The sequence below is a fragment of the Chryseobacterium sp. HNCC26DJ240 genome (genome assembly GCF_057180485.1).
In genome coordinates, this window is record NZ_JBXUGK010000003.1 from 478,289 (window position 1) to 503,500 (window position 25,212).

At 35.1% G+C, this 25,212-nt stretch carries 26 protein-coding genes; 10 read left to right on the plus strand and 16 right to left on the minus strand.

The genetic code is table 11. The annotated features are described in order from the left end of the window. Window positions 1-83: 83 nt before the first annotated feature. A complete protein-coding gene (locus tag AC2A1G_RS08315) occupies window positions 84-941 on the minus strand; it encodes a GLPGLI family protein (RefSeq protein ID WP_484046451.1) in 858 nt (285 codons plus the stop codon). Between the two features lie 145 nt (window positions 942-1,086). Here AC2A1G_RS08315 and AC2A1G_RS08320 point away from each other — a divergent pair, with 145 nt between their 5' ends. The 5 genes from AC2A1G_RS08320 to sufD all read left to right on the plus strand — a co-directional run bounded on the left by AC2A1G_RS08320 (window position 1,087) and on the right by sufD (window position 5,965). Next, window positions 1,087-1,416 (plus strand): HesB/IscA family protein, encoded by a 330-nt coding sequence (locus tag AC2A1G_RS08320; RefSeq protein WP_484046452.1) that lies wholly within the window; start codon window positions 1,087-1,089, stop codon window positions 1,414-1,416. A 192-nt stretch (window positions 1,417-1,608) separates the two neighbouring features. Next, window positions 1,609-3,057 carry a Fe-S cluster assembly protein SufB gene (sufB, locus tag AC2A1G_RS08325; protein ID WP_484046453.1) on the plus strand — a complete coding sequence of 483 codons (1,449 nt, stop codon included), beginning with the start codon at window positions 1,609-1,611 and terminating at the stop codon, window positions 3,055-3,057. 146 nt (window positions 3,058-3,203) lie between these two features. Beyond that, the gene (locus tag AC2A1G_RS08330; RefSeq protein ID WP_484046454.1) at window positions 3,204-3,584 is read left to right on the plus strand and encodes a GxxExxY protein; all 381 of its coding nucleotides are present in this window, start codon (window positions 3,204-3,206) and stop codon (window positions 3,582-3,584) included. A 98-nt stretch (window positions 3,585-3,682) separates the two neighbouring features. Continuing rightward, window positions 3,683-4,426 carry a Fe-S cluster assembly ATPase SufC gene (gene sufC / locus AC2A1G_RS08335; protein ID WP_484046455.1) on the plus strand — a complete coding sequence of 248 codons (744 nt, stop codon included), beginning with the start codon at window positions 3,683-3,685 and terminating at the stop codon, window positions 4,424-4,426. 234 nt (window positions 4,427-4,660) lie between these two features. Continuing rightward, window positions 4,661-5,965, plus strand: a complete 1,305-nt coding sequence (gene sufD, locus AC2A1G_RS08340; protein ID WP_484046456.1) for a Fe-S cluster assembly protein SufD — start codon at window positions 4,661-4,663, stop codon at window positions 5,963-5,965. Window positions 5,966-6,032: 67 nt separating this feature from the next. Here sufD and AC2A1G_RS08345 read toward each other — a convergent pair whose 3' ends face one another. Beyond that, window positions 6,033-6,950: a DUF3078 domain-containing protein gene (locus AC2A1G_RS08345; RefSeq protein ID WP_484046457.1), complete on the minus strand. Its 918-nt coding sequence runs from the start codon at window positions 6,948-6,950 to the stop codon at window positions 6,033-6,035. Window positions 6,951-7,151: 201 nt separating this feature from the next. Then, window positions 7,152-8,084, minus strand: coding sequence for a DUF3078 domain-containing protein (locus tag AC2A1G_RS08350; RefSeq protein ID WP_484046458.1), 933 nt, complete (start codon window positions 8,082-8,084; stop codon window positions 7,152-7,154). A 233-nt stretch (window positions 8,085-8,317) separates the two neighbouring features. On the opposite strand from AC2A1G_RS08350, the gene AC2A1G_RS08355 reads away from it, so the two are divergent. The 4 genes from AC2A1G_RS08355 to AC2A1G_RS08370 all read left to right on the plus strand — a co-directional run bounded on the left by AC2A1G_RS08355 (window position 8,318) and on the right by AC2A1G_RS08370 (window position 12,335). After that, entirely contained in the window at window positions 8,318-9,091 is a 774-nt protein-coding gene (locus tag AC2A1G_RS08355) for a rhomboid family intramembrane serine protease (protein ID WP_484046459.1), read from the plus strand. Between the two features lie 30 nt (window positions 9,092-9,121). After that, a complete protein-coding gene (gene dprA, locus AC2A1G_RS08360; protein WP_484046460.1) occupies window positions 9,122-10,231 on the plus strand; it encodes a DNA-processing protein DprA in 1,110 nt (369 codons plus the stop codon). 191 nt (window positions 10,232-10,422) lie between these two features. After that, window positions 10,423-11,781, plus strand: coding sequence for an NADP-specific glutamate dehydrogenase (gdhA, locus tag AC2A1G_RS08365; RefSeq protein ID WP_484046461.1), 1,359 nt, complete (start codon window positions 10,423-10,425; stop codon window positions 11,779-11,781). A gap of 188 nt (window positions 11,782-11,969) precedes the next feature. Further along, entirely contained in the window at window positions 11,970-12,335 is a 366-nt protein-coding gene (locus tag AC2A1G_RS08370; protein ID WP_484046462.1) for an iron chaperone, read from the plus strand. A 168-nt stretch (window positions 12,336-12,503) separates the two neighbouring features. Here the strand turns inward: AC2A1G_RS08370 and AC2A1G_RS08375 are convergent, their stop codons facing one another. The 4 genes from AC2A1G_RS08375 to AC2A1G_RS08390 are packed head-to-tail and all read right to left on the minus strand — an operon-like array spanning window position 12,504 to window position 14,662. Next, on the minus strand, window positions 12,504-12,755 hold the full coding sequence (locus AC2A1G_RS08375) for a hypothetical protein (protein WP_484046463.1): 252 nt from the start codon (window positions 12,753-12,755) through the stop codon (window positions 12,504-12,506). Window positions 12,756-12,784: 29 nt separating this feature from the next. Next, window positions 12,785-13,162 carry a hypothetical protein gene (locus tag AC2A1G_RS08380; protein WP_484046464.1) on the minus strand — a complete coding sequence of 126 codons (378 nt, stop codon included), beginning with the start codon at window positions 13,160-13,162 and terminating at the stop codon, window positions 12,785-12,787. 40 nt (window positions 13,163-13,202) lie between these two features. After that, complete coding sequence (locus tag AC2A1G_RS08385) at window positions 13,203-13,691, minus strand: YkgJ family cysteine cluster protein (protein WP_484046465.1); 489 nt, start codon at window positions 13,689-13,691, stop codon at window positions 13,203-13,205. Continuing rightward, on the minus strand, window positions 13,691-14,662 hold the full coding sequence (locus AC2A1G_RS08390) for an ion channel (RefSeq protein ID WP_484046466.1): 972 nt from the start codon (window positions 14,660-14,662) through the stop codon (window positions 13,691-13,693). Before AC2A1G_RS08390 ends, AC2A1G_RS08385 begins: the two co-directional genes overlap by 1 nt. A gap of 147 nt (window positions 14,663-14,809) precedes the next feature. Here AC2A1G_RS08390 and AC2A1G_RS08395 point away from each other — a divergent pair, with 147 nt between their 5' ends. Next, window positions 14,810-15,190, plus strand: a complete 381-nt coding sequence (locus tag AC2A1G_RS08395) for a group III truncated hemoglobin (protein WP_484046467.1) — start codon at window positions 14,810-14,812, stop codon at window positions 15,188-15,190. A gap of 63 nt (window positions 15,191-15,253) precedes the next feature. Here AC2A1G_RS08395 and AC2A1G_RS08400 read toward each other — a convergent pair whose 3' ends face one another. The 9 genes from AC2A1G_RS08400 to hflX form a co-directional block, all read right to left on the minus strand. Next, the gene (locus tag AC2A1G_RS08400; protein WP_484046468.1) at window positions 15,254-16,324 is read right to left on the minus strand and encodes a calcium:cation antiporter; all 1,071 of its coding nucleotides are present in this window, start codon (window positions 16,322-16,324) and stop codon (window positions 15,254-15,256) included. 65 nt (window positions 16,325-16,389) lie between these two features. Then, window positions 16,390-16,728 (minus strand): DUF6122 family protein, encoded by a 339-nt coding sequence (locus tag AC2A1G_RS08405; RefSeq protein ID WP_484046469.1) that lies wholly within the window; start codon window positions 16,726-16,728, stop codon window positions 16,390-16,392. A gap of 19 nt (window positions 16,729-16,747) precedes the next feature. Then, a complete protein-coding gene (locus AC2A1G_RS08410) occupies window positions 16,748-17,968 on the minus strand; it encodes a hypothetical protein (protein WP_484046470.1) in 1,221 nt (406 codons plus the stop codon). Then, a complete protein-coding gene (locus AC2A1G_RS08415) occupies window positions 17,969-20,077 on the minus strand; it encodes a hypothetical protein (RefSeq protein WP_484046471.1) in 2,109 nt (702 codons plus the stop codon). A gap of 11 nt (window positions 20,078-20,088) precedes the next feature. Beyond that, a complete protein-coding gene (locus tag AC2A1G_RS08420) occupies window positions 20,089-20,751 on the minus strand; it encodes a hypothetical protein (RefSeq protein ID WP_484046472.1) in 663 nt (220 codons plus the stop codon). A 21-nt stretch (window positions 20,752-20,772) separates the two neighbouring features. Next, on the minus strand, window positions 20,773-21,483 hold the full coding sequence (locus AC2A1G_RS08425) for a DNA alkylation repair protein (protein WP_484046473.1): 711 nt from the start codon (window positions 21,481-21,483) through the stop codon (window positions 20,773-20,775). A gap of 15 nt (window positions 21,484-21,498) precedes the next feature. After that, window positions 21,499-22,776: a cation:proton antiporter gene (locus tag AC2A1G_RS08430; protein WP_484046474.1), complete on the minus strand. Its 1,278-nt coding sequence runs from the start codon at window positions 22,774-22,776 to the stop codon at window positions 21,499-21,501. Between the two features lie 15 nt (window positions 22,777-22,791). Further along, window positions 22,792-23,418, minus strand: coding sequence for a DUF4919 domain-containing protein (locus tag AC2A1G_RS08435; protein WP_484046475.1), 627 nt, complete (start codon window positions 23,416-23,418; stop codon window positions 22,792-22,794). A gap of 433 nt (window positions 23,419-23,851) precedes the next feature. Further along, a complete protein-coding gene (gene hflX, locus AC2A1G_RS08440; protein WP_484046476.1) occupies window positions 23,852-25,066 on the minus strand; it encodes a GTPase HflX in 1,215 nt (404 codons plus the stop codon). Window positions 25,067-25,212: the final 146 nt, after the last annotated feature.

Consider the following 25,212-nt stretch of genomic DNA (forward strand, 5'->3'; position numbering starts at 1 on the left):
AATGGGTTGAATATGCTTAATTTAAAGCTTAAAAATTCAGCAAAAACAAAAAACCGAAGCTTGTAAAAACTTCGGTTTGTATATTAATTTAATTCTATCGGATTGCTGTTGCGTTTTATTTCCTCTTTCATTCTCTCTTCTCTTCTTTTTCTCATTTCGGCAGAATTTTGATTTCCACCACCGCCCCTGCTTTGTGGAGCGCCAATTCGTACATTGCCCATTCCACCGCCGCCACCAGTGTTTTGTGCACTCATAAATGCTTCAGGATCTTTTCTGAATTTTTCCTGCTGCTTTGCATAATCAGTACGTTTTACTTTCATTGTATTTCCAAACTGATTCATGGCTGGGAAATCTGCAATTTTGTAGTTTTTCATTAAATCAAAAGAGTATTCTCCTTTATCATCTTCTGCTTTTACTACCAAACCTGGAAGTCCAGAGAATTTATATGGCCCGTCCTGATATGGCAAATCTGTTGTGAACCAAGCTGTCCATTTTCTACCGGCAAAGTCAGTTTCGGCTTTTTGTACTTTATAATCTCCAATTTTAGTAGTTTCAGAGAGCATTTTCCAGTTGAGAGGTCGGTCTTCTTCGTAAGAATAGATATCTCGCCCGATTCTGTTTTTAAAAGTTGTTTTTTGAGATTTTTTGTCTTTCTCTATGGTGTAATCAATGTTTGATCTGAGGCTTTCCATCTGTTCTCTGTTGAAATTTCTAGCACCCCCACTTTGGAACATTGCCTGCATAACAGAATCTCTTTTGATACGGTTTTCTGAGTAAAACTGGGATTTCTCAGCAGAGATGTCCAGATACGCGCTTTCTGTTTTTACATCACTTTTGTTTTCAGCATCAGGTTTCATGGTTACCTGATATACAAAGCGGTTTACCTGTGCATTTATGCTTAATGCCGTAAAACACGCCGTTAAGAAGAAAAATTTTTTCATTCTGTTTAATTTTAAGGTTGGATATTAATCTCTTGACAAAGTTAAACTTATCAATGATAAAAATAGTTAAAAATAAAAACACCGATTTTTATTTACTGATTATTAGTCGTAAATTTGCAGACTAAATTCATTCTAAATAGAAACAATGATAAAAGTAAGCGATCAGGCAAAGGTGAAAGCTGTTCAACTGATGACAGAAGACGGCTTCAATCCTACTGAAGATTATATAAGAGTTGGAGTAAAAAGTGGTGGATGTTCAGGATTAGAGTATGTACTTGGTTTTGATAATATAAAAAACGAAACTGATCAGATTTTTGAAGATAACGGGATAAAAATCGTTGTTGAGAAAAAAGCAATACTTTATCTGGCAGGCACTGTTTTAGAATACTCCGGAGGTTTGAACGGGAAAGGATTTATTTTTAATAATCCTAATGCATCCAGAACCTGTGGTTGTGGAGAGAGTTTTTCTCTTTAATTAATATTGAGGTTTAAAATTCAAAATTGAGATGACGCTCAATTGTATATAAATCAGACCGAAAGATTTGGTTTTAAAAAAAGCAATAGCTTTTAAAAAAAGGCAGGAGACTTTATAATAATTAAAGTTTCTACATTTAATACAGTTAAAATTAATTCAGAAATTCAAAGTTTTGGATTTTGAATACTAATTATGAGTAAATATACTGAAGACGACTTAAGAGTCGATTTAGAAAATAAAAAGTACGAATTCGGCTGGGAAACGATACTCGATTACGAAGATTTCCCTACAGGTTTAAATGAAGACATCGTTCGTGCTATTTCTGCTAAAAAAGAAGAGCCGGAATGGATGACAGAATGGCGTTTGGAATCTTTCAGAATCTGGTTGAAAATGGTTGAACCTGAATGGGCAAACATTAAATACGAAAAACCGGATTTCCAGGCAATAAAATACTACGCCGCTCCAAAAGCTAAGCCGGAATTGGCAAGCTTAGATGAGGTTGACCCTGAGTTGCTTGCAACTTTTGCCAAGTTAGGAATCAATATCGAAGAGCAGAAGAGACTTTCAAATGTCGCTGTAGATATCGTGATTGACTCAATTTCTGTAAAAACAACTTTTCAGCATACTTTGGCAGAAAAAGGAATTATTTTCTGTTCGATTTCCGAGGCGATCAAACATCATCCGGACTTGGTAAAAAAATATCTTGGAAAAGTAGTTCCGAGAGGCGATAATTTTTATGCAGCATTGAACTCCGCAGTATTTTCTGACGGAAGTTTCTGCTACATTCCAAAAGGTGTAAGATGTCCGATGGAATTGTCTACCTATTTCAGAATCAATCAGGCGGGAACAGGCCAGTTTGAAAGAACACTTGTGATTGCTGATGAAGGAAGTTACGTTTCTTATCTGGAAGGTTGTACCGCTCCGTCAAGAGACGAAAATCAGCTTCACGCAGCCGTTGTAGAATTGATTGCAATGGATAACGCTGAAATTAAATATTCTACCGTTCAAAACTGGTATCCTGGAAATGAAGAAGGTAAAGGTGGTGTTTTCAACTTTGTAACTAAGAGAGGACTTTGCGAGTACAAAGCAAAAATCTCATGGACTCAGGTGGAAACTGGTTCTGCTGTTACATGGAAATATCCTTCATGTATTTTGAAAGGTGACGGTTCAATCGGTGAGTTCTACTCAATCGCTGTAACCAACAATCATCAGTATGCAGATACCGGTACAAAGATGATTCACATCGGTAAGAATACAAAATCAACGATTATATCCAAAGGAATTTCTGCAGGAAAATCTCAAAACTCATACAGAGGATTGGTAAAAGTAATGCCTTCTGCAAAAGGAGCAAGAAACTTCTCACAATGTGATTCATTATTGATGGGTAACGAGTGCGGAGCCCATACTTTCCCTTACATTGAAATTAAAGATCCAACTGCACAATTAGAACATGAAGCTACAACTTCTAAAATTGGCGAAGATCAGATTTTCTACTGTAACCAGAGAGGTATTGATACAGAAAGAGCAATTGCTTTAATCGTGAACGGTTTCAGCAAGGAAGTTTTAAATAAATTGCCAATGGAATTTGCTATTGAAGCTCAGAAATTGTTGGAAATTTCTTTAGAGGGTTCTGTAGGGTAATCTTTAAACGCAAAGCGAGACAAAGTTTTTTTAAATTGTTTGAAGACATTTTAAAGTAAAACAAAGCCGCTAAAGCTTAAAGAAGTAATACAGATTTAATTTCATTTTTGAAATTTGACTTGTTTATCTTTGCGAAAAACAAACAGATGACAGAAAATGAAATTTCAAAGATTGTATTTGAAAGCGGATTAAAAATTCACAGACAAATTGGAGTTGGATTATTTGAGAGTGTTTATGAGGAATGCTTACATTATGAAATTCAAAAATCTGGTTTAAAAGTAGAAAGACAAAAGTTTTTAGATATTAGTTACGATGAATTACTGATACCTAAAGCTTTTAAAATGGACTTGCTTATTGAAAACAAAGTAGGCTTAGAAATTAAATCCGTTGAAAGTTTAAACAGCTTTCACGCTTCTCAATTGAAAAACTATTTAAGATTGGGAAATTATAGACTGGGAATGTTATTGAATTTTAATTCTCAGTTATTTAAAGATGGTGTGAAAAGAATTGCAAATGGTCTTGACTAACTTGTATTTCGAAAATAAGTGAAACGCCTTGGTATAACTTAAAAATATCCGCAATTAAATAAAACTTGTTTAACCTTGCGATAAATTATAACGATAGAATGTTAAATATTAAAAACCTACACGCCAGAATTGAAGATGGCGCACAGATATTAAAAGGTATCAATCTTGAAATCAAACCAGGCGAAGTTCACGCTATTATGGGTCCGAACGGTGCTGGTAAATCAACTCTTTCATCTGTTATTGCAGGGAAAGAAGATTACGAAGTTACTGAAGGAGAGATCCTTTTTCAAGGCGAAAACATTATTGAAGATGCTCCTGAAGAGAGAGCTCATAAAGGGGTTTTCCTTTCTTTTCAGTACCCGGTAGAAATTCCTGGAGTTTCTGTAACAAACTTCATCAAAGCAGCTGTGAACGAAAACAGAAAAGCAAACGGATTGGAAGATATGCCTGCAAAGGAAATGTTGGCAATGATTCGTGAGAAATCTGAAAAACTGGGAATTAAAAAAGATTTCCTTTCAAGATCATTGAACGAAGGTTTTTCGGGAGGTGAGAAGAAGAGAAACGAGATCTTCCAGATGATGATGCTGAATCCTAAACTGGCAATTCTCGACGAAACCGATTCAGGTTTGGATATCGATGCCTTGAGAATCGTTGCAGATGGTGTAAACCAGTTTAAAAATGAAGGAAATGCAGTTCTTTTGATTACGCATTATCAAAGATTGCTAAATTATATTGAGCCTGATTTTGTACACGTTTTAGCGAACGGAAAAATCATTAAAACAGGCGACAAATCTTTAGCATTAGAATTAGAAGCAAAAGGTTACGACTGGCTACTTAATTAATTTGAAATTTGGTATTTGAAATTTGATATTGTGAGAGCAATAAATAATTTTGAAATTAGATAGTAAAACAGTTATAAAACTTAAAAATGAAGGTTTTGAGATTTTAAAAATCAGATTTTAAGGATTTATTATTTGTCTGAAATTTCAGACTGTAAAGCCAATAAATTAAAAGAAGTGAAAGTCCTGTAAAAGTACACATTCACAATTTCAAATCTCAAACTTCAAATCTCAAATATGTTATCAGAACAAATTTTAAACAATCACAGCGAATTTCTTGGAACTCTTCGTCACCGTTTTTTAGATGAAACGAGAGTTGAAGCATTAGGAAAGTTTGTTAAACTTGGTTTTCCTACCAAAAAAGACGAAGAATATAAATATACCAACATCAAAGAAATCATCGAGAAAGATTACAATTTTTTTCCGAAAGAAAGTCACAATATTACCAAAGAACAGCTTGATGAGTTACATTTTGGTGAAGAAAATTTTGACTGGATTGTTTTTGTAAACGGTCAGCTTCATAAAGAGCTTTCTAAAATTTCTATTGAAAACGCAGAGTTTTTATCATTCAATTATGCGTTGAATGATGAGAATCATAAAGATGTTTTCGATCAATATTTTAATACCATTGCTGCGAAAGATTTAGCTTTTACAAATTTAAATCAAGCATATTGTAAATACGGGTTTTTCCTGAAAGTACCGAAAAATGTTGTCATTGAAAAACCAATTCACGTTTTTTATCTTTCTCAGAATCAGGAAGAAAACACTTTTTACAATACAAGAAATTTATTGATTGTAGAAGAAGGTGCGAAGGTGGAAATAATTGAAAGTCATCATAATTTTGACAGCACGTATGTTTTTACAAACTCTGTAACTGAGATTTTCACTTATCCGAATGCAAAAGCAGATTGGCATAAATTGCAGAATGACAGCGATACTTCTTATTTGGTAGACAGCACTTTTGCAAAGCAGGAAAAAGACAGCTTAACAACAGTAAATACCTTCTCTTTTGGTGGAAAACTGGTAAGAAATAATTTAGATTTTATTCAAAACGGATCGAATATCAATTCTTTCATGAACGGAATCACTATTATCGGGAAAGATCAGTTGGTAGACCATCACACGGCGGTTCACCACAATCAGCCGAACTGTGAAAGTTATCAGAACTACAAAGGGATTTTTAAGGATAAATCTCACGGTGTATTCAACGGAAAAGTTTTTGTGGATAAAATTGCCCAGAAAACAAATGCTTATCAGCAAAATAACAATGTTTTGTTAAGCGAAGGTGCCACCATCGATACAAAACCTCAGTTGGAAATTTTCGCCGACGATGTGAAATGTTCTCACGGTTGTACTGTTGGTCAGTTGAATGAAGATGCTTTATTTTACCTAAGAGCGAGAGGGATTTCTAAAAAAGAAGCTCAGGCTTTATTGTTATTTGCCTTTGCTAATGACGCAATGCAAAATATCGACATTGAACCTTTGAAAGATAAAATTTCTAAACTTCTGACAGAAAAATTGGAAGTTAGTATTGAGTTTTAATTTCAGAAACTGCATATACACAAAAGCACTTCAATCGAAGTGCTTTTTTACTTTTATAGAAATTTAATTATTTCTTTAGCCAGGACTGATTTTCTTTTTTCTCAGAACGTTTCACACCATTATCAATATTATACGCAAAACCAACTCCAAGAGTTTGTTTCAGCTGTGTTTTTTGAATTTGATTATGGTCATACATTACATCAACAGTTACATTCGTAGAAATAAATCTGTTGATTTTCATATTCAAAACAGCTCCATAAGAAAGTACCAGTCTTTCCGGATGATCGAGGTAATTTGAAAATACCGAACCTGTATTAATCAGATTAATATTTTCCATCAATTTCACTTTATAAATTGCTGTTCCCAGGAAACCAAACTGGAATAACATAGAATCTCCATCATTTTTCAAACCATAAGTTCCTGTTTTTTGTAAATCTTTATCAAGAACAAAAGTCATTCTTGCATTCGCAGGTCTTAAAGTCATCGTAAAATTATCATTCGGACGATACGTTACACCTACACCGGCATTCACATAACCCGGAGCCATAAAATTGGATATTTTTGCGGCTGCAGGATTATTTCCATCTTCGTAACCAGCATCAAATTGAGATTGCAAACTAGCTCCTGCTGAAAGATACCAGTTTTTCACAAACTCTTTTCCGAAATTGGTAGAAAGATTGATTACATCCTGGGTTTTTCTGGTTCCGATTCCTTGTGTATTATTTTGTCCGTAACCTAAAACAATAATGTTTTCCCAAAGATATTTCCCTTTTTCGTAAGTAAGATTATAATTTGCTCCAGCAAGCCAACCCACATTATTGGCTCCACCACCAACCCAGTTTGAAAAGGCAGCCTGATTGAGCATTAAAGTGTTTTGAGCCTGAATTGACCATGCTTTTACTGTGTCAACAACGGCGGGTTCTATCTCTTGAGCAGAAGCAAAGATTCCCACAAAAATGGAAAGTGGTAATAAAATTTTTCTCATGATTAATTTATTTTAAAATGGTTTGTTATTCATTGAAAAATCAAACACTATTTGTACAAATAGATGTCATTTATGTTTATCTAAAGGTATTAAAAATATAATTAATCGTAAATAAGAATTAGTAAAATTACAAAAATCACAATTTTGAATATAAAAAAAGTAATCCAAATCTGAATTACTTTCTGTACTATATTATTTAATCTATTTCTTAATCCAAAACTGATTATCTTTTCTGTCAGATCTTTTTACGCCGTTATCAATATTGTAGGCAAAACCCACTCCTAAAGTCTGTTTCAGCTGCGTTTTTTGAATTTGATTATGATTATATAGCAAATCTAAAGTGATATTGGAAGAAATATGCTTGTTGATTTTCATCTTTAAAAGCATGTTGTAAGAAAGAACCATGTGATCCGGGTTTTCAAGATAATTTGAGAAAATATTTCCGGTATTGATCATTTCAATATTTTCCATAAGTTTTACCTTGTAAATTGCATTTCCGTAGAAACCAAACTGCATCAGGAAACTGTCGCCATCGGCTTTTAAACCGTAAGTTCCGGCAAGCTGCAATTCTTTATCTAAAACAAAAGTGAATCTGGCGTTAGCAGGTCTCATTGTTACTGTAAGATTGTCATTGGGTCTATACGTGATACCCAAACCTGCGTTCACATATCCCGGAGCCATAAATGCAGAGATTTTCTTTGCTGAAGGATTATTTCCATCCTCATATCCTGGTGAAAACTGACTTTGAACGCTCGCTCCTGCAGAAACATACCAGCTTTTAGAAAACTGACGACCATAATTAGATGAAATATTAATGACATCCTGAGTTTTTCTTGTACCTAAGCCTTGCGTAGTATTTTGTCCGTAATTTAATATAATGACGTTCTCCCAAAGATTTCTGCCTTTTTCGTAAGTGAAATTTTCGTTTACACTTGCAAGCCAACCCACATTATTGGCTCCACCACCTACCCAGTTGGAGAATGCTGCCTGATTAAACATTACTGCATTTTGCCCTGTAATAGACCAATATCTTGGTTTTTTTATTGTGTCAACTGCTGCAGAATCGCTGATAATCACCTGGGCACTCATCTGGAACCCCGTATAAATCAAAAATAGTAGAAAAATCTTTCTCATATTCGTAACTAATAATTTGTTCGGTGCAAAAATAAGAATATATAAATTTACCGCTGTGGCAGACTATTGCAGAATACTTTAGAGATAAATTTAAATTTTTCAAAATCATTAATACATAACTTCAAACGTTTTGATAATTCATAACTTTCTGTCTTATTTATATTTAAAAATTTAAAATAAAAGCCAAAATTTCCGAAATTTATGCTTGGCTTTCGTTTTGTGAGCTAAGAAGTATGATTACAAATATAATTTCAAAAAAGGCACTGCTTTATCCGCTTTTGATGCTGGCTGCAATGTGGTTTGGTTATTTGCTGCAGATGAACGGCTTTTTTGACAACTGCTTCGGTGCAATTATTCCGCTGTTGCCAGAAGGGCTTTTGGGAATTATAACCGCGCCCCTTCTTCACGGGAGTATTGATCATATTGTAAGCAACTCCATTCCGATTGCGATTTTAATGTTTCTTTTGTATCAGTTTTATCCGGAAGTTGCCAATAAAGTTTTTGTGATTGGTTGGCTGTTAGCAGGATTTTTGGTTTGGGTGCTTCCTCCGATTGATATTCTGACAGGTGAATATGCCTACACCTGTACCATCGGTGCGAGTGGAGTAGTATATGTTCTTGCATTTTTCCTGTTTTTTAGCGGAGTTTTCAGATGGAATATGAAATTGCTTACCATCTCATTACTTGTTGTTTTGTATTATGGAAGTTTGATTTGGGGAATGTTTCCGGAAGAAATGTTCAGCGAAATGCTTGAGCCAAGTAAAATCTCGTGGCAGGCACACTCCGCCGGTGCAATTGTAGGAAGTGTTCTGGCGTATTCTTTTAAAAAATCTGGCGAGAAAAAGAAAAAATTTATTTGGGAATTTCCGAATTATTACAGCGAAAAGGATGATAAACTTTGGCAGGAATATAAGGAAAACCATCCCGACGACTTTCTGGAACTACCTTATCAGAAAAGAGAAGATATTTGGGATTACTTGGAAGATTTAAGAAAAAATAAATCATAATTTATTACATTTGATAAAAATAAAACACAAATGTACACAGAAGAGCAACTGTATTCTATTGCGCTGCGTGAGTGCAATTTTATAGGAGATATCAACTTTCTAAAACTGGTTCGCCGCTTCGGAACTGCAGAAAATGTCTGGAAATACTCAAAAAAAGAGCTAAGCAAAACCGATGGCATTGGTCTGAAAACCGTTTCGGATATCGGAAACTCTCAACATTTAAAATTTGCCGAAAAAGAAATTTCGTTTTGTGAGAAAAATTTAATTAAAATAAATCTCAGACATCAGAACGAACTTCCGTTTTTGTTGAATGAATGTGACGATGCTCCCGCAATTCTCTATCAGAAAGGAAATTTTGACACGAAACTCAAAACCGTAAGTCTTGTCGGTACCAGAAACATTACCTCTTACGGCAAAAAATTCATAGAAGACTTTTTTGAAGAAACAAAATCTCACCATTTCATTTCGGTAAGTGGCTTGGCTTTGGGTGTTGATAAAGAAGTGCATGAGCAGTCTCTGAATCATCAGATTTCTACAATTGGCGTTCTTGCTCATGGCTTTCACACCTTTTATCCTTCAAAAAATAAGAAACTTTCAGACAAGATTCTGGAACAGGACGGTGGATTGCTTACAGAATTTAACTCTTCAAGAAAACCGGATCGGGAAAATTTTATTCAGAGAAACCGCATTATTGCCGGAATTTCTCCTGCTACAATCGTTGTAGAAACAGCTTTTGGTGGTGGTTCTATAAGCACCGCAACTTTTGCAAATACTTACAACAGAGATGTTTTTGCACTTCCTGGCAGAATTTCAGACAGATACAGTCAGGGTTGTAATCACCTTATTTTTCAGAATAAAGCAACTTCAATTTCGACGGTCAAAGATTTGCTGGATTTGCTCGGTTTTAATGATTCTAAAGACATCATGGAGGAACTGTTTCCACACAGTAAAGTTACAATTCAAATGTCTGAAAGTCAAGAATTAATCTACTCGAGCATTGTAGCGAACCCACATGTCACTTTAGACGATTTAGCAGAGAAAATTGCCTTGCCTTCTCATAAATTATTGCCCATAATACTGGAACTTGAGCTTTTAGGAAAAGTAAAATCGTTTTCGGGGAGACAATTTCTGGCAATTTAAGAATTAACGATTTCTTAATATTTCATTATTTCAGATATAACATTTAATTTTTAATAAAATTTAGATTGATATTATCAGTTTAATAATATTACCAATCATTATTATTGAATTATCAGCAAATATTAAATAAGCTATTGTGAATCTTGAAAAAAAAATTAAATTTGTTGACATAATATTCAACCCTACCTAATATGGAACAATATAATATTGACCAGAAAGTTCAGGAATTTATCGCCAAAATTGAAGCGAAAAATCCAAACGAACCGGAATTTTTACAAGCAGTAAAAGAAGTTGCTATCACAGTAATTCCATTTATCTTGACCAAAAAAGAATATACAGGCATGAAGCTTCTTGAGAGAATGGCTGAAGCTGAGAGAATTATTATTTTCAGAGTTCCATGGGTTGATGACAAAGGAGAAATTCAGGTAAACAGAGGTTTCAGAATTCAGATGAACTCTGCGATTGGACCATACAAAGGAGGAATCCGTTTCCATCCAACTGTAAACCTTTCTGTACTTAAATTCTTAGCATTCGAGCAGGTATTTAAAAACTCTTTGACAACTCTTCCAATGGGAGGTGGTAAAGGTGGTTCAGACTTTGATCCTCAAGGTAAAACTGATATGGAAGTAATGCGTTTCTGCCAGGCTTTCATGACAGAATTATGCAAGCATATTGGCCCTGAAACTGACGTTCCTGCGGGAGATATCGGTGTAGGAGCAAGAGAAATCGGATACTTATTCGGTCAGTACAAGAAAGTAAGAAATGAATTCACAGGTGTTCTTACTGGTAAAGGTCTTGCTTACGGAGGTTCATTGATCCGTCCTGAAGCTACAGGATATGGTGTTGTGTACTTCGCAGAGCAGATGCTGAAAACAATCGGACAAACATTTAAAGATAAAATAGTTTCTGTTTCAGGTTTCGGTAATGTGGCTTGGGGAGTTATCAAAAAAGTACATGAGCTTGGCGGAAAAGTGGTTACGCTTTCTGGCCCTGACGGTTATGTGTATGATAAAGATGGTATCGACGGAGAAAAAATCGATTTCCTTCTTGAATTGAGAGCTTCTGGAAACAACAGAGCCGAGGATTATGTTAAACAATATCCATCAGCGGTTTTCCATGCTGGGAAACGTCCTTGGGAAGTGAAGTGTGATGTAGCAATTCCTTCTGCAACTCAGAATGAGCTGGATTTTGAAGATGCCAAACTTTTGGTTGAAAATGGTTGTCTTTGCGTGACTGAAGCGGCAAACATGCCTTCTACATTAGAAGCAATCAATTATTTCCTTGAAAACAAAGTATTGTTCTCTCCTGGGAAAGCATCAAACGCAGGTGGTGTAGCCACTTCAGGTTTAGAAATGACTCAGAACTCAATCAGATTGAACTGGACTTCTGAGGAAGTTGACGCAAGATTGAAAGAAATCATGATCGGAATCCACAAAGCTTGTAGAGACTACGGTAAAGAGGAAGACGGATATGTAAACTATGTAAAAGGTGCAAACATCGCCGGCTTCGTAAAAGTAGCTGAAGCAATGTTGGCTCAAGGTGTAGTATAAAAATATAAAGGTCGGGAAGTTTTCCCGGCCTTTTTTCATAAAGCCTGTCCCGGGACTACAAATGGGAAAAAAGTAATAGTGAAAGTGAAAGCATTGAATGTCCAGTTCAATGCTTTTTTTATTTGGCTTCTGGCAGATGGCTTTTAGCTTTAATAAAAGTTTTTTAAATTTACACTACAAATGAATCTATGAAAAACGCATTTACCAATTTTGAGGAATATTTTCTTCTCTTTCCCGAAGAAGTTCAAGTGAAGCTTGAGTTGTTGAGAAAAACCATTCACGCACAAACTTCTGATTTGGAGGAGTATATCGGTTATCAGATGCCTGCGTTCAGATATAAGAAAAAGCCTTTGGTTTACTTTGCGGCTTACAAAAAGCACATTGGATTTTATCCTGCCTCAGACGGCATTAAATTTTTTGAAAAAGATTTTGTGGAGAGAAATTATAAATTTTCGAAAGGTGCAGTTCAGTTTCCTTTAGATAAAGATTTGCCTTTGGATTTGATTGAACGAATGGCTAAGTTTAAGATATCTGAAATAAATCAGTTGAAATAAATTGGGGCGGCTCCGTAGGAGCCGTATCTGTGTAGAAAGAATAGAGGTCGGAGAATAGGCGCAGTCCGTAGGATTGCTATCTTATCTTCCATCACCCTTACACCCTTGCATCCATCATCCAACACCATATTTTTTAGATTCAGATTGCCAGGCGTGTGAAGATTGATATCAATCCTTCTGGCATTTTCTGAATTTAAAAGCATTCTGTTTGTTGAGTTCGTCAATCTCAGAATTCAGCAAACTGTCAATTTTGAAAAGTTTTAAGTTTTTATTGTATTCGTAGTTTGCGTTTTTCTCATCACCTTCTTCCTTTTTAAGATCATATTCAGGGAACGAGATAATAAGAGGATGGTTTTGCTCAACTGCGAAAATGTACTTTTTGAGAATGCTATGAAAGCTAATGATCTGATATTTTTGCACTGTTCTAAAATCTTTAACTCTTTCATTCTTTAATTCTTTAATTCGGAAAATGAGCTGATGTATGAATTGATCATGTCATTTGATCTGAGTTGTGTAGGATAATAAACTGCGACACCGGCAACTTTCTGAATGTAGGACCTCTCATCCTTTTTAAATAAAACATATTTTTCTTGCAGTTCATCACTGTTACAATCTAAATTGATAAGCCTGCTTCCAAAATTCGTCTTGATGTAAATGATGTAATTTTTATCAGTGATATCAAGATCTTTCTCAGTTTCCAAAATAAATGAAGAATTGCGTTTAAATTCTCTCTTCTGATTTTTTTCATCGGCAACAGGTGCAGTTGTTTTTGTTTTACAGCTAAAAAGAAATGTGAAAATCAATAGGGGAATCAGTAATGTTCTCATAGGTATTTTTGTAATAACTCCCGAAAAATCACTTTAGTATTTACTTACCCAGATTTGTCATCATCTTTTCCACAAACTCAAACGCTGCCGGACATATCACTGTATTTTTAATCATCAAATCATTGATCTGATAAATCTTTTTCCGGTCGGTATGAGGATATTCTCTGCAAGCTTTTGGACGGACGTCGTATATTGAGCAAGTGTTATCTTGGTTCAAAAAAAAACACGGAAGATTCTGCAGCACTTTGTCATTGTCTTCATCTACACGCAAAAATTTCGCTTCGAAATCAGCCTGTTTCATTCGTAGATGCTTTGAGATTCTTTCAATATCTTTTTCGGTATAAAGAGGTCCAGTCGTTTTGCAGCAATTGGCACATTGAAGGCAGTCAACTTTCTCGAAGACTTCTTCATGCGTTTCCTGCACAACATAATCGAGATTTTTGGGCGTCTTCTTTTTTAAACCATCCAAAAACTTTTTATGTTCTTTTTGTTTCTGTAAAGCTTGTTTTTTATATGATTCTAAATTCATTATAGTCTCTCTATGTCAAGAACAGGAAGTTCTGCTTTTTGGTATTCATTAATTTTATCAAGATCCAGAATTGTAGAATCATTCTCTCTATCAGGATAATACATTGCGGTGAATTTTGCTCCATAAATAATCTCTTCCGATACATAAGACGACCTTTGAACAACCGTATTCGAAAACACTTCATCAAATGCTCTTACGTGAACAATAATCTCAATATTCGTATTCTTAAAATCAGCAGCAGAAAATCCATAAAAAGGAGAATTTTCATCAATTTTATGAACAACCGTCCAGTTTAAAGAAAGTGTATTGATTTTACTTAATTGAGTTTCCAAACGGTAAAAATTACTTTTAGCAGTTCCTCCTTCATTCACCTCAATGGCTGTAGAGAGTGTAACATCTGCATCAGTCAAAGCATTATTTTTAAAGGGAGCCAACCTAAACATCAGTGCTGTAACATCCTGAAAAGGAGCAATTACAGCAATATCCGAAAATCTAAGATAAGCTCTGGGTCTTGAAAATCTTCCATAAAACAAACCTGTTGCAATGGCAAAGGTAAGTAATCCTAAAAACGCCTCAAAAGTAGCGACCAAGCTTGCCATAAATCCTACAGGTGCAATTCTTCCGTAGCCAACAGTTGTAAAGGTTTGCGAACTGAAGAAGAACACGTCAATAAATTCATTGAGTGGATCACTTTTATCAATTCCTGTAAGATGCTCTACACCGATTAAATAATAAATAGATGCAAAAACAAGGTTGATGAGAATATACATCACAACCAGATAAGTGATAAAACGGAATGACGATAAATTCAGCATGGTATGATACCAACTGAGCCTGTTAAAGACATTTACTCCTCTTCTTTTTACATTTGGAAGCCCATCTTTATTAATAAACCTTCCCGATGCACGACTTCCGAAGCCACTGTTTTCGGTGTGTTTTTGTCGAATCCTTTTTTTAAAACCTTTTGACATTTTAATCAGATCAGTTGTGTTTCTTTTTTAGCTTAAAAGTTCAAGTATTCTGCAAAGATAAAATATTGTTTTTATGAATTTTATCAATCAGAAGCTCTCCATTAAGATTTAGAATTAAACTAAATTTGATTGTTAAATTTTTATCTGATGAAAAGTTTAGAAACCCGCGAAGATATCGAAATGTTAGTTAATTCTTTCTACGAAAAGGTGGTTAAGGACAACGCAATTGGCTTTTTCTTCAAAGACATTGTGAAGGTTGATTTTGAAAAACATTTACCGAAAATGTACTCATTCTGGGAAAGCATTTTGTTTGGACAAATGACTTACAAAGGAAATCCGATGGCTGTACATTTTCCAATCAATCAACTGGAAGCCATGGAAAAACATCATTTCGAACAATGGTTAAAACTTTGGAAGCAAACCATAGAAGAAAATTTCAGTGGAGAAAATGCAGATATGGCGATTACAAAGTCGGAAAATATAGCCAAACTGATGGCTTACAAAATGGAAATGGCAAGAAAACTTTAAGAGTTTTGAGATACGGGATGCGAGTTTCGTAAATTCATGCGGATGAATTTTTAGAATTAGTGATTAAGGTACAATAACAGTAAAAATATACGCTGCCAGATTCACCAGCAACACCGTTCCGTAGAGCACATTCGTTTTTCCTCTGCTCAGGGATAACATCACGATAAATACGGATAGCGTAAGTAAAATAATATCTTTCTTATCCAAACCTAAAACAAGCGGAATGTCATACATAATACTCACCGCAGAAATCGCAGGAATACTCAAACCGATACTCGCCAAAGCCGATCCCAACGCTAAATTTAAACTAGATTGTATCTGATTATTTTTCGCTGCCCGAATCGCCGCAAGTCCTTCGGGAAGGAGAACTACAGCTGCAATGATTACTCCTACCAGAGACTTCGGCGCTCCCATACTCTGTACCAGATCTTCAATGGTTTTAGACAGACCTTTTGCCAGCAAAACAACGATTACCAGGCAGATGACCAAAAATACAAAACTGATAATGGCCTGTGCTTTATTCGGAATAAAATACTCTTCAGCAGTACCGTCTGCCGGCACAAAATAACTTCTGTGTCTTACAGTCTGCACCATTAGGAATACACCATAGATAACGAGACACGCAATAGAAACAAATATCAGTTGTGCATTGTTATAATAAGGTCCGTTGACGCTTGATGTAAAATTCGGGAGAACCAAAGTGATCACCAAAATAGAAACAATACTCACTAAATAGGTCGTTGCAGAGGTTCTTGCGAAATACTGCTCGAAATACTTTACACCACCCACCAAAACGCAGATACCGATAATTCCGTTCAGAATAATCATCACTGCTGCAAAAACTGTGTCTCTGGCGAGCGTAATGGCCTGTTCGCCACCTGCTACCATCAGTGAAACAATCAACGCGACTTCTATAATTGTAATACAGAGCGCAAGAATGATGGTTCCGTAAGGTTCGCCAACTTTGTGCGCCACAACTTCGGCATGATGCACAGCAGAAAGCACACTTCCTGTTAACAAAATTCCGGCAATGACATCAAATATAACACCGGTTCCCATGAATCCAAGGAAGTAATAAATTACTGCCAGGACAGGGAAAATGTAAGTATAGTGTAAAAATTCTTTTAGCTTCATAACTGTCTCTAAAATACAAATAATCTATGGGATTGTGATTGTTAAAAGAGAATATTAATCGAATTTTAATGTGGCCACAACACAAAGTCCTGATAATCGGTCAACATGTGGAAAAGCAGACCGACAGCAACAATCCGAATATTTCCTTTGAAAAAAAGCATCAAAAAATACACCGCAATCGCAGGATAAGAATGAAGGAAGTGAAAACCAACGCTCATTCTGTCAGGATCAAAAACAGGATTTGCAAAAAGGTGGTCAAGGTCTACCAACATCGTTGCAAGCATTATTAAATAAGCCTTTTTCCAGTTTTCTCTGAAGAATAGATAAGAGATAAACGCCGGAAAAATCAGGTGTAGAAAATAGTGTGTGAAAGTTTTAATAAGTGAGAGGTCATCAGCATTCATCAGATAAAGGTTTTTAAAATTATCTTAGAATTAATGGCAATTCACCATTTTTAAAATTGAGTCTCAGAAGATATTGATTTTCTTTGTTTAAATAGAAAACAGATTCTGTCTCGCCTGCCTTTTTCCTGGATTTAGGAGAAAGACTTTTAAATGAAGAAAGCAGCAAAGGATTATTTTTTATGAAGATGAAATTCTCTTTTGAGCTATTTTTATTTTCAGGATGAGAGATAGAATTAATTAAAATTCCATTGATGTTTTTTGAAATTTTGTTCGGCTGAAAAGGTATTGCTGTAAACTGATTGTGAGTATTGATGAATTTCTTTTGTTCAAAAGAAGTCCAAACAGCATCAGGATTCTTGGTTTTAATCTGAATCAGATATTGTGGCTGAACGATTTTCTGATAGCTGATTTTTTCAACCTCATTAAAATTGTCGTCGTAATCATAACTGATGATGGTGTCTGTGACTTGTTTTAAATCTACATTGGTTTCGATTGAATTGATTTCCGGATGAGAAAAAAGATCAGTTTTAAAAAGTTTCGAAATGATTTTAATATTTTTCTGATCAAGCTGAGCCGAAGCGAAATTGGTTGATTTTAAACTTTCAGAAAGAAAATTTTCAGCAGATTTGGAATCCGGGAAATTGGAGATTTCAATAAAATTATTTTCAAGATTGATTGAGTATTTTTCAATCATTTTACCATCAATTATTGCTAAACTTCCAACTCCATTATCTGTAAAATCATCAGCATTCAAAAGATTTTTGTTTGGTTTTAATGATTTTTCAATTTCTGAAAGTGATTTTTCTGATGTGCCGATAATGCAGATTTCTCCGTTAATTTTTAAGCTAAAATTTCCGTCGCTGTAAAGATTTTCCGATTTCTTTTGAAATCCTTTGTCTTTTAGAAATAATAAGAATTCTTCTTTGTCTTTTATCTCTAAAACAGTGTTCCAGCTTGTCAAGTCTTCGTTTTTAAGATGAAACAACTGCACAAAATCAGGGATTTTAATTCCGGAATCTTTCCAGGGAATTTTATTCTTTTTCTTTCCGTCTTTAAACCATACTGATGGATGAGAAAGTGTTTCTGCTAAATACTTTCGTGTTACATTTTTCACATCAATCAAAACGACAGCATCTGCACCTTCCGGGATGTATTTCAGTTCTTTATTTTTATGATAAAGACCAAAATACACCGCCACAAGTACAATAATGGGTACCAGAAAAAGAAGCCATTTCCTCATTTATAAAGTGTGATTTTTCTTCTCAGATTCTGTGATTTTATAGATTTCGTCAGCCAGATTAAAGAAGTACATCAGGCTGTTTTCTGCTGAAGTTTTGATGTTGTAATCAATCTCAGTCTGAATGCTGTTGCCTTTTACTTCACTCTTATAATTAAATTCGCCGGCATTTTTCTTCATCAGATTCAGCATTTTAATTTCAGAAGAATCTTTAAATTCCTGGTCAAGACCAATGAGTAACTTCTGAAGATTGAATCTTCCTGAAACGGCATATTTCTCAGAATCTTTCATCCATTTTTTAGAAATTTCAGTCTGAGATTTCGGGTTGATGTTTTCCTTTGCAGTCGTCAGATAAACGATTCCATCTTTTACAGTGAAATAAAGTTGGTCAATCGGGCCTTGATTTGTGCCTTCTTTAAATCTGTAGAAATCGCCTTCTTTGATAAATTTTTCCTTTGTATCTTTATTAGAAATAAGCATATCAAAAATACGGTTCCAATATTTTTCGTTTTCAGTAGCGAATGCAAATGTGAAATCCGGAACCATCACATCTTTGGTTTTTTTGACTTCTTTTTCGTTATAATCCTCATCATATTCGTAGTCTGTGTAATCTACTTTTTTAGATTTAAGTTCGTTCAAAACAAAAATTCCGTTTCCGGGAGCAATTTTTGAGATGGCTTCTTCATCCAGAACGATTTTCACAGTTTCCATCATCAATTGGATTTCTTTCTGATATTTTCCGTCGCCGGTATTTTCGAATAAGGTATAAATAAGGTCAAAATATTTGTAACCATTGAGGTTCAAAGCATAATATCCAATGCTTTTGTCATTAATAAGATTCGTCAGTTTTTTATTCTTTTTCCCTTTGTAGACTGCTGCAAAACTGTTGTTGATGTTACTGTCTTTGTGCTGATAATTGTTGACGAGCCTTACCTTATCGTCGTCAAAATAAAGATTGTATGAAGAATTTGAATTGTACATTTTCCCGACAAGATTCTCAATATCAAACTCTCTGTAAAAGCTTCTGTAAGATTTTAACCCAAATATTTTACCATAATCTGTATGAATAAACACATCAGAATTGCTGTCTCTGAAACTCAAAATATCTTTAGCCACTTCAAGCTCAAGATTTGAACTGAAATATTTGTCGAAATCTGCTTCAGCAAACCTCTTTACCATTTTAAAAGTCTCAATATTAATTGAATCCATTTCTTTCATGTAAAGAGAGTCGGCAACCGCTTCGGCTGCGTAATCGTAGTCGTCCATTTCCTCCGTTTCGTCTTCCTCCTCTCCGGATTTTCGTGGTCCAACTGGAGGTGGTGGCGGAACTTCTTCATCATTGCCTTCTCTATAAGTTGTATCTCTTATTGCTTCCTGAACTGCTTTTTCTTCAGGATATTTTTTGTGTTTTTCAAGATATTTAATGTCTTTCTGAAGTCTTGAAATTTCAGCGTTATTGTCTTTTATATTTTGTTTGATGTAGATAATTTCATCCTTTAAATTCTGAATTTCTTCTTTATAATCAAAAGGTTTTTCTGGCTCCTCTTCATAATCGGCGGCTACTGCAACACTATCGACTGCAACTGCTGTACTGTCTACATAAGCCACGGCACTGTCTGCATAAACATCGTAATCGTACGGTTTGCTGTAGTTCATCATTTTCAGAACCGCTTTTTTGTCGTTCCATGCTACAAAAATATTGTCGTCGATGTCTACAAATTCGTAATTGTTCTTTTTGGTTACTTCCTGACCTTTTTTCTTTACAGAATTGATGAACTCTTTAAATTTTAAATTATTGTCTAAAGTAAAATAGGTCGTGTACGCATAAATAGAATCATTCGCCGAAGCATAATGATACTGTGTGGCATCGTATTTTATTCCTGTTTTTGAAAAGTCATTCCATGAGGCAGTCTTTTTATCATCATCTTTTGAAAGCTCTTTGAAAAACGGATTTACTTTAGCCCAATTGATTTTATTATTAAGCTGTTTCCCGTTGATTTCCATATAAAACAGAGCATCTTTCGGTAACTTCGAGCTTTGTTGGGCTCCAATGAATCCAAAAGCGAAGAGAAGGAAGAAAATTTTCTGTGTTTTTAATAAATATTTTTTCATGAAGTCGTTAGTTATTGAAATTGGATGTTGTTTTGAAGTTGTTTTTTCTGAAGAATGAAATCAAGAATATTTCCGTCAAGTTTCAAAGCTTTTTTGTTGGGCGAAAGCTGGTAAACACTGTTGCTTTGGGATTTGACTGTATTTTCAAACTGCATTACAGAAACATATTTTGCCGTTGCAAAAACTTCTTTATCCGCCGTGCTCAGTTTGTTGTAATCTTCTTTAAAAGTATTGATTTTATTTCTTGTAAACGTTTTATTCTGAAGGTTTTGGCTGTACATATTCGTAGGAATCATTTTCCCGATGATGTTTTTTACCTTTAAATTTTCCAGTCCGGCGTTGATGTTTTCAATTTTTTTGAAACTGCAGCTGAGTTTAATGATGTAATTGTCAAAATCCATCGAAGTTTTCACATTTGAAATTCCGGGAGTGGTTTTAAAAATCTGTGCAGCCTGATTGATTTTAGACTCAATTTCAGATCTTTTCGGAACTTTTTTTCCGTTAACAGTTTCCATTTTGGAAAGGGAAGCGATACGTGTTTTGCTTTTGCTGGCGTTCAGAATCAAAGTGTAATCTCCGCTTCCGTCAGCTTTGATGTTGACTTTATCTAAAATATCAAAGCAACTGCTCATTACCAACAAAGGAATGAGGAATAGAAAATATTTTAATTTCATATTGATTGTAGTGTTTTCAATTTAAATATTGCCTTTTAAATAATCCTGTCTTACACTTTCATCCAGCTTTTCAATCGCATACCGAAGGCTGGTTCTTGGCATTTTTTTGTAATGCGAATTTAGAAAATTGATCAGTTCCGTTTCATTTTTATTTCCCATTTCCCGCAAAAGCCATCCGTTTGCTTTGTGCATCAGATCGTGACTGTGCAAAAGGTTTTTCAGGACTAATTTTTTTGTCAGCTCAAAATTACCTTTTTTTACGTGATGCATCGTACCTACAACGGCAATTCTTTTGTGCCACATATCTTCAGACTCAGAAAGTTTAATGAGCAGCTCATCTTTTTGATTTTCAAAAGCATAGCGACCTAAAATTTTATAGCAACTCGTGTCTACCAGATCCCAATTGTTTATTCCCTTGAGATTATTCAGATAGAATTGAACGATTTCATCTTTTACAGACGAATCTTTAGTTTTTTCAAATTTAGAAATCAGCATAAAAAGTGCCGTCAACCGATGTTCGTGATAGGCTGATGATAAAAGTTCAGCAATTTCATGTAAAGAAATTTTAGCATAAAACTCTTTCGCCACCGCTCTTTGATCCGGAACTTTTACGCCCAAAAACAAATCGCCTTCACCATATTCTCCCTTTCCGGTTTTAAAAAATTTAGGAAAAAAAGCAGCTTTTTCGGGAATAGAAAGTTCGGAAAGTGCGTTTTTAATATCTTCAATCATTTGCAGTCAAGGTTTTTAGTCTAAAGCAGTAGTTTCCTGTTCTTGCTCTTCTTTCGCAATCTGTTTAGGGTTGGCAACTTTCGCAATCGTAAGTCCCTGAACGATAATTGAGAATACTACAACGCAGTAGGTGATACTTAAAATAGTGTTATGATATTCGCCTTTCGGAATCGACATCGCCAAAGCAATCGAAACACCACCCCGAATTCCGCCCCAGAAAAGAACTTTAATCGTCTGCGGACTGAATCTCGTTCTGAAAGACATGAATTTCGTAGGTCCCCAAATGGAAATAAATCTTGCAACAAGTACCACAACAATCGCAATCAGTCCGGGAATAACGAAATGATTTAAATCTTTGATCATCAATAATTCAAAACCGATGAAAAGGAATAAGACCGCATTCAGAATTTCATCAATCAATTCCCAGAATTTAATTAAATAATCCTGAGTGACCGATTTCATTTTAAATTTAACATTAAAATTACCCATAAATAATCCCGCTGCCACCATCGTCAGAGGGCCTGAAACGTGCATCTGTCTTGCAACAAGATAGCCACCCATTACAACGGCCAGCGTTACCAAAACCGAAATGATATAATCATCCACTTCACGCATCAGTCTGGAAGTAATCCAACCTAATACAACTCCCAAAAGCAAACCTCCACCAGCTTCATGAAGAAGCAAAATCCCGATACTTTCAATACCTAAATCAACCTCTTTTCCTACGGCTAACTGTAAAACAACTGTGAAAACGACTACTGCCATACCGTCATTGAAAAGTGATTCTCCGGCAATTTTTGTTTCTAAAGATTTCGAGACATTCGCCTGTTTTAAAACACTTAAAACAGCTACAGGATCAGTCGGAGAAATCAAAGCTCCGAAAACCAGGCAGTAGATAAACGGTATTTTTAAACCCACCAAAGGCAACAGATAAAACATTCCGAAGCCGACGATAAAAGTTGAAATAATAACTCCCGCGGTGGAAAATATCAGAACCGGCCGGAACTGTTCCTTTAAATCATTGATGTTAATGTGAATTCCTCCCGCAAAAAGAAGGAAATTCAGCATGGCTCCCATCAGAACTTCTGTAAAGTCGATGCTGTTCATCAGATCATTGAGATGACCGAATGTTTTTGGAAGAAAATTTTCACCAAATAAAACCAGAATGATAGAAACCACAATGGCAATAACCATAATTCCGATGGTGCTCGGAAGTTTTAAAAACCTGTAATTGATGTAAGCGAATATTGATGCTAAAACGATAAGTGCTGAAAATGAATAATATAATTCCATTAAAATATTTTAAGTTTAAAAGCCTGTGTACAGAACTTTTATATATAGTTTTTGGTCCCCCTTCTGCCAAACGTCATACATTGCGCCGTCTGCTGCCTGAGAGCCTCTTGTGTAATCCTGTCCGATGTTGAGCATATTGAGAAGGATATACTCGTCGCCCACAGAATTTACAACGTAAGCTGTTTTTTCAGATTTTCCGTCGCCAGAGCTTTTCATGGCATCGGTAAGACTTCTGAGCTGATTCATGTGATGAGAAAAATTGTTGATGTCTTTTTTAATCTCATAGCCGCGAAGCAAAATCAATAAAACATCAAGATTTGTTGGGTCTTTTCCATAGATTTCTTTCCCGAGATTGATAGATTTATCAACGTCTTTATCTCTGAAGGCATCTGCAAGACCTTTGAATTCATTGCTTGAAGTAGAAACCGTTTTCTGAAAATTTCTGCCGTAATACAAATGTTGAGCCTCCAGACTGTCTAAAGATTTCGGAAGACCTTTGTATTTAAAAATCAATTTGTCATAATTGAAATTTGATTTTTTATTTTCAAGATTTTTCCCGATACTTTTTAGGTCGAGATTAAATTTCTGAGCAGAAAACAACCCAAAACCAAAGATCAGAAAAAGAACGAAATATTTTTTCATCATGAGATTTTACTTAAATTTTTGCCTGTTGATGTTCCACTTTAAATCGGTTATAAAAAAACAATAGGATGAGAGCAAAGAATAATGCAAATCCGTTCTCAAGTAATTTTTCCGGCGTAATTGAATTGACTCCGTAAAATATTAAATCTTTCAAATTGTAAAGTATAATGAATAGGGGAGATAAAACTCCTATAAACCAAATATAAAGTTTGAAAATCTGATGATTGAAGTTCGTTTTCAAAAAAAACATGAGCAGAGCCGCAAAACTGATTGTCAGTTTCAACCATTTCAAAACATTAATGCCAAGACTTTCAGAAATTTTTGATATTTGTAAAAGACCATTAAAAACATCTACTCCAATAATAATGAGGAGTATGTAAAAGAATACTTTGCTTTTAAAAAGTTCGGTTCTCATAACGAAATTTAATTTATTTTAAGCTTCCTCGTCATTATCAAAGTATTCAAAAAGGAAATCATTGTACGGGAATCTCGAAATATGAATTTTCATGACCTCATCATAAATCATTTTTTTCATTTCAGGGAAGTTTTCTTTCGTTAAAGCTGATATGAAAACGGTAGGGTATTTCGATCTCGCCATCCATGTTTTCTTCCACTCTTCCAATGAAATATTTTTCTTTGAAGATGGGGTAAGATCGTCTTCGTCTTTCTTTTCATAGCTGAAATCATCAATTTTGTTGAAAACCATAATCATCGGTTTTTGATGGGCGTTGATTTCCATTAAAATCTGGTTGACAGATTCGATGTGATCTTCAAAACTCTCGTGAGAAATATCTACAACGTGAATCAAAAGATCTGCCTCACGTACCTCGTCCAAAGTAGATTTGAAAGATTCTACCAGCTGAGTCGGCAATTTTCTGATGAATCCAACGGTATCTGTCAAAAGGAAAGGCAAATTACCAATCACCACTTTTCTTACAGTCGTGTCGAGCGTTGCGAACAGTTTATTTTCAGCAAAAACCTCAGATTTAGAAATAGCATTCATCAAAGTAGATTTCCCAACATTGGTGTAGCCTACCAAAGCTGCACGAACCACCTTTCCGCGGTTGTTTCGTTGGGTTGCCATCTGTTTGTCGATGATTTTAAGCTTATCTTTCAGCAAAGTGATTCGGTCTCGGATAATCCTTCTGTCGGTTTCAATTTCCGTTTCACCGGGACCACGCATCCCAATTCCCCCTTTTTGTTTGTCTAGGTGAGACCACATTTTGCTTAATCGGGGCAGCAAATATTGATACTGCGCCAGTTCTACCTGCGTTCTTGCGTAAGAAGTTTGTGCTCTTTGAGCAAAAATATCAAGAATAAGATTGGTTCTGTCTAGGATTTTAACCTCTATTTCTCTTTCAAGATTTTTAAGTTGAGACGGAGATAATTCGTCATCAAAAATGATGGTTCCGATACCGTTTTCTTTTACGTATTCTTTTATTTCCTGAGCTTTTCCGCTTCCTACAAAGGTTTTAGAATCAGGTTGGGTTAAGTTTTGAGTGAAACGTCTGTCTATTGTAGCACCAGCTGTGTGAGCCAAAAACTCCAGCTCATCCATGTATTCCTGTAATTTATCAGCGTCCTGGTTTTGGGTAACGATGCCCACCAAAACTGCCTTTTCGTAATTATGTTGTTTCTTTTCTAACATTAAATTCTGTATAATTTATAAGATTTACAAGATAATATTTTTTATCTGGAAATGCAAAAAAGACTTTGTAAAATTGCTTTTGGATAGATATGAAGAGTTTTTAGCCTGAAAATGACAATGTGAATTTCCGTAAAATTGATTTTATT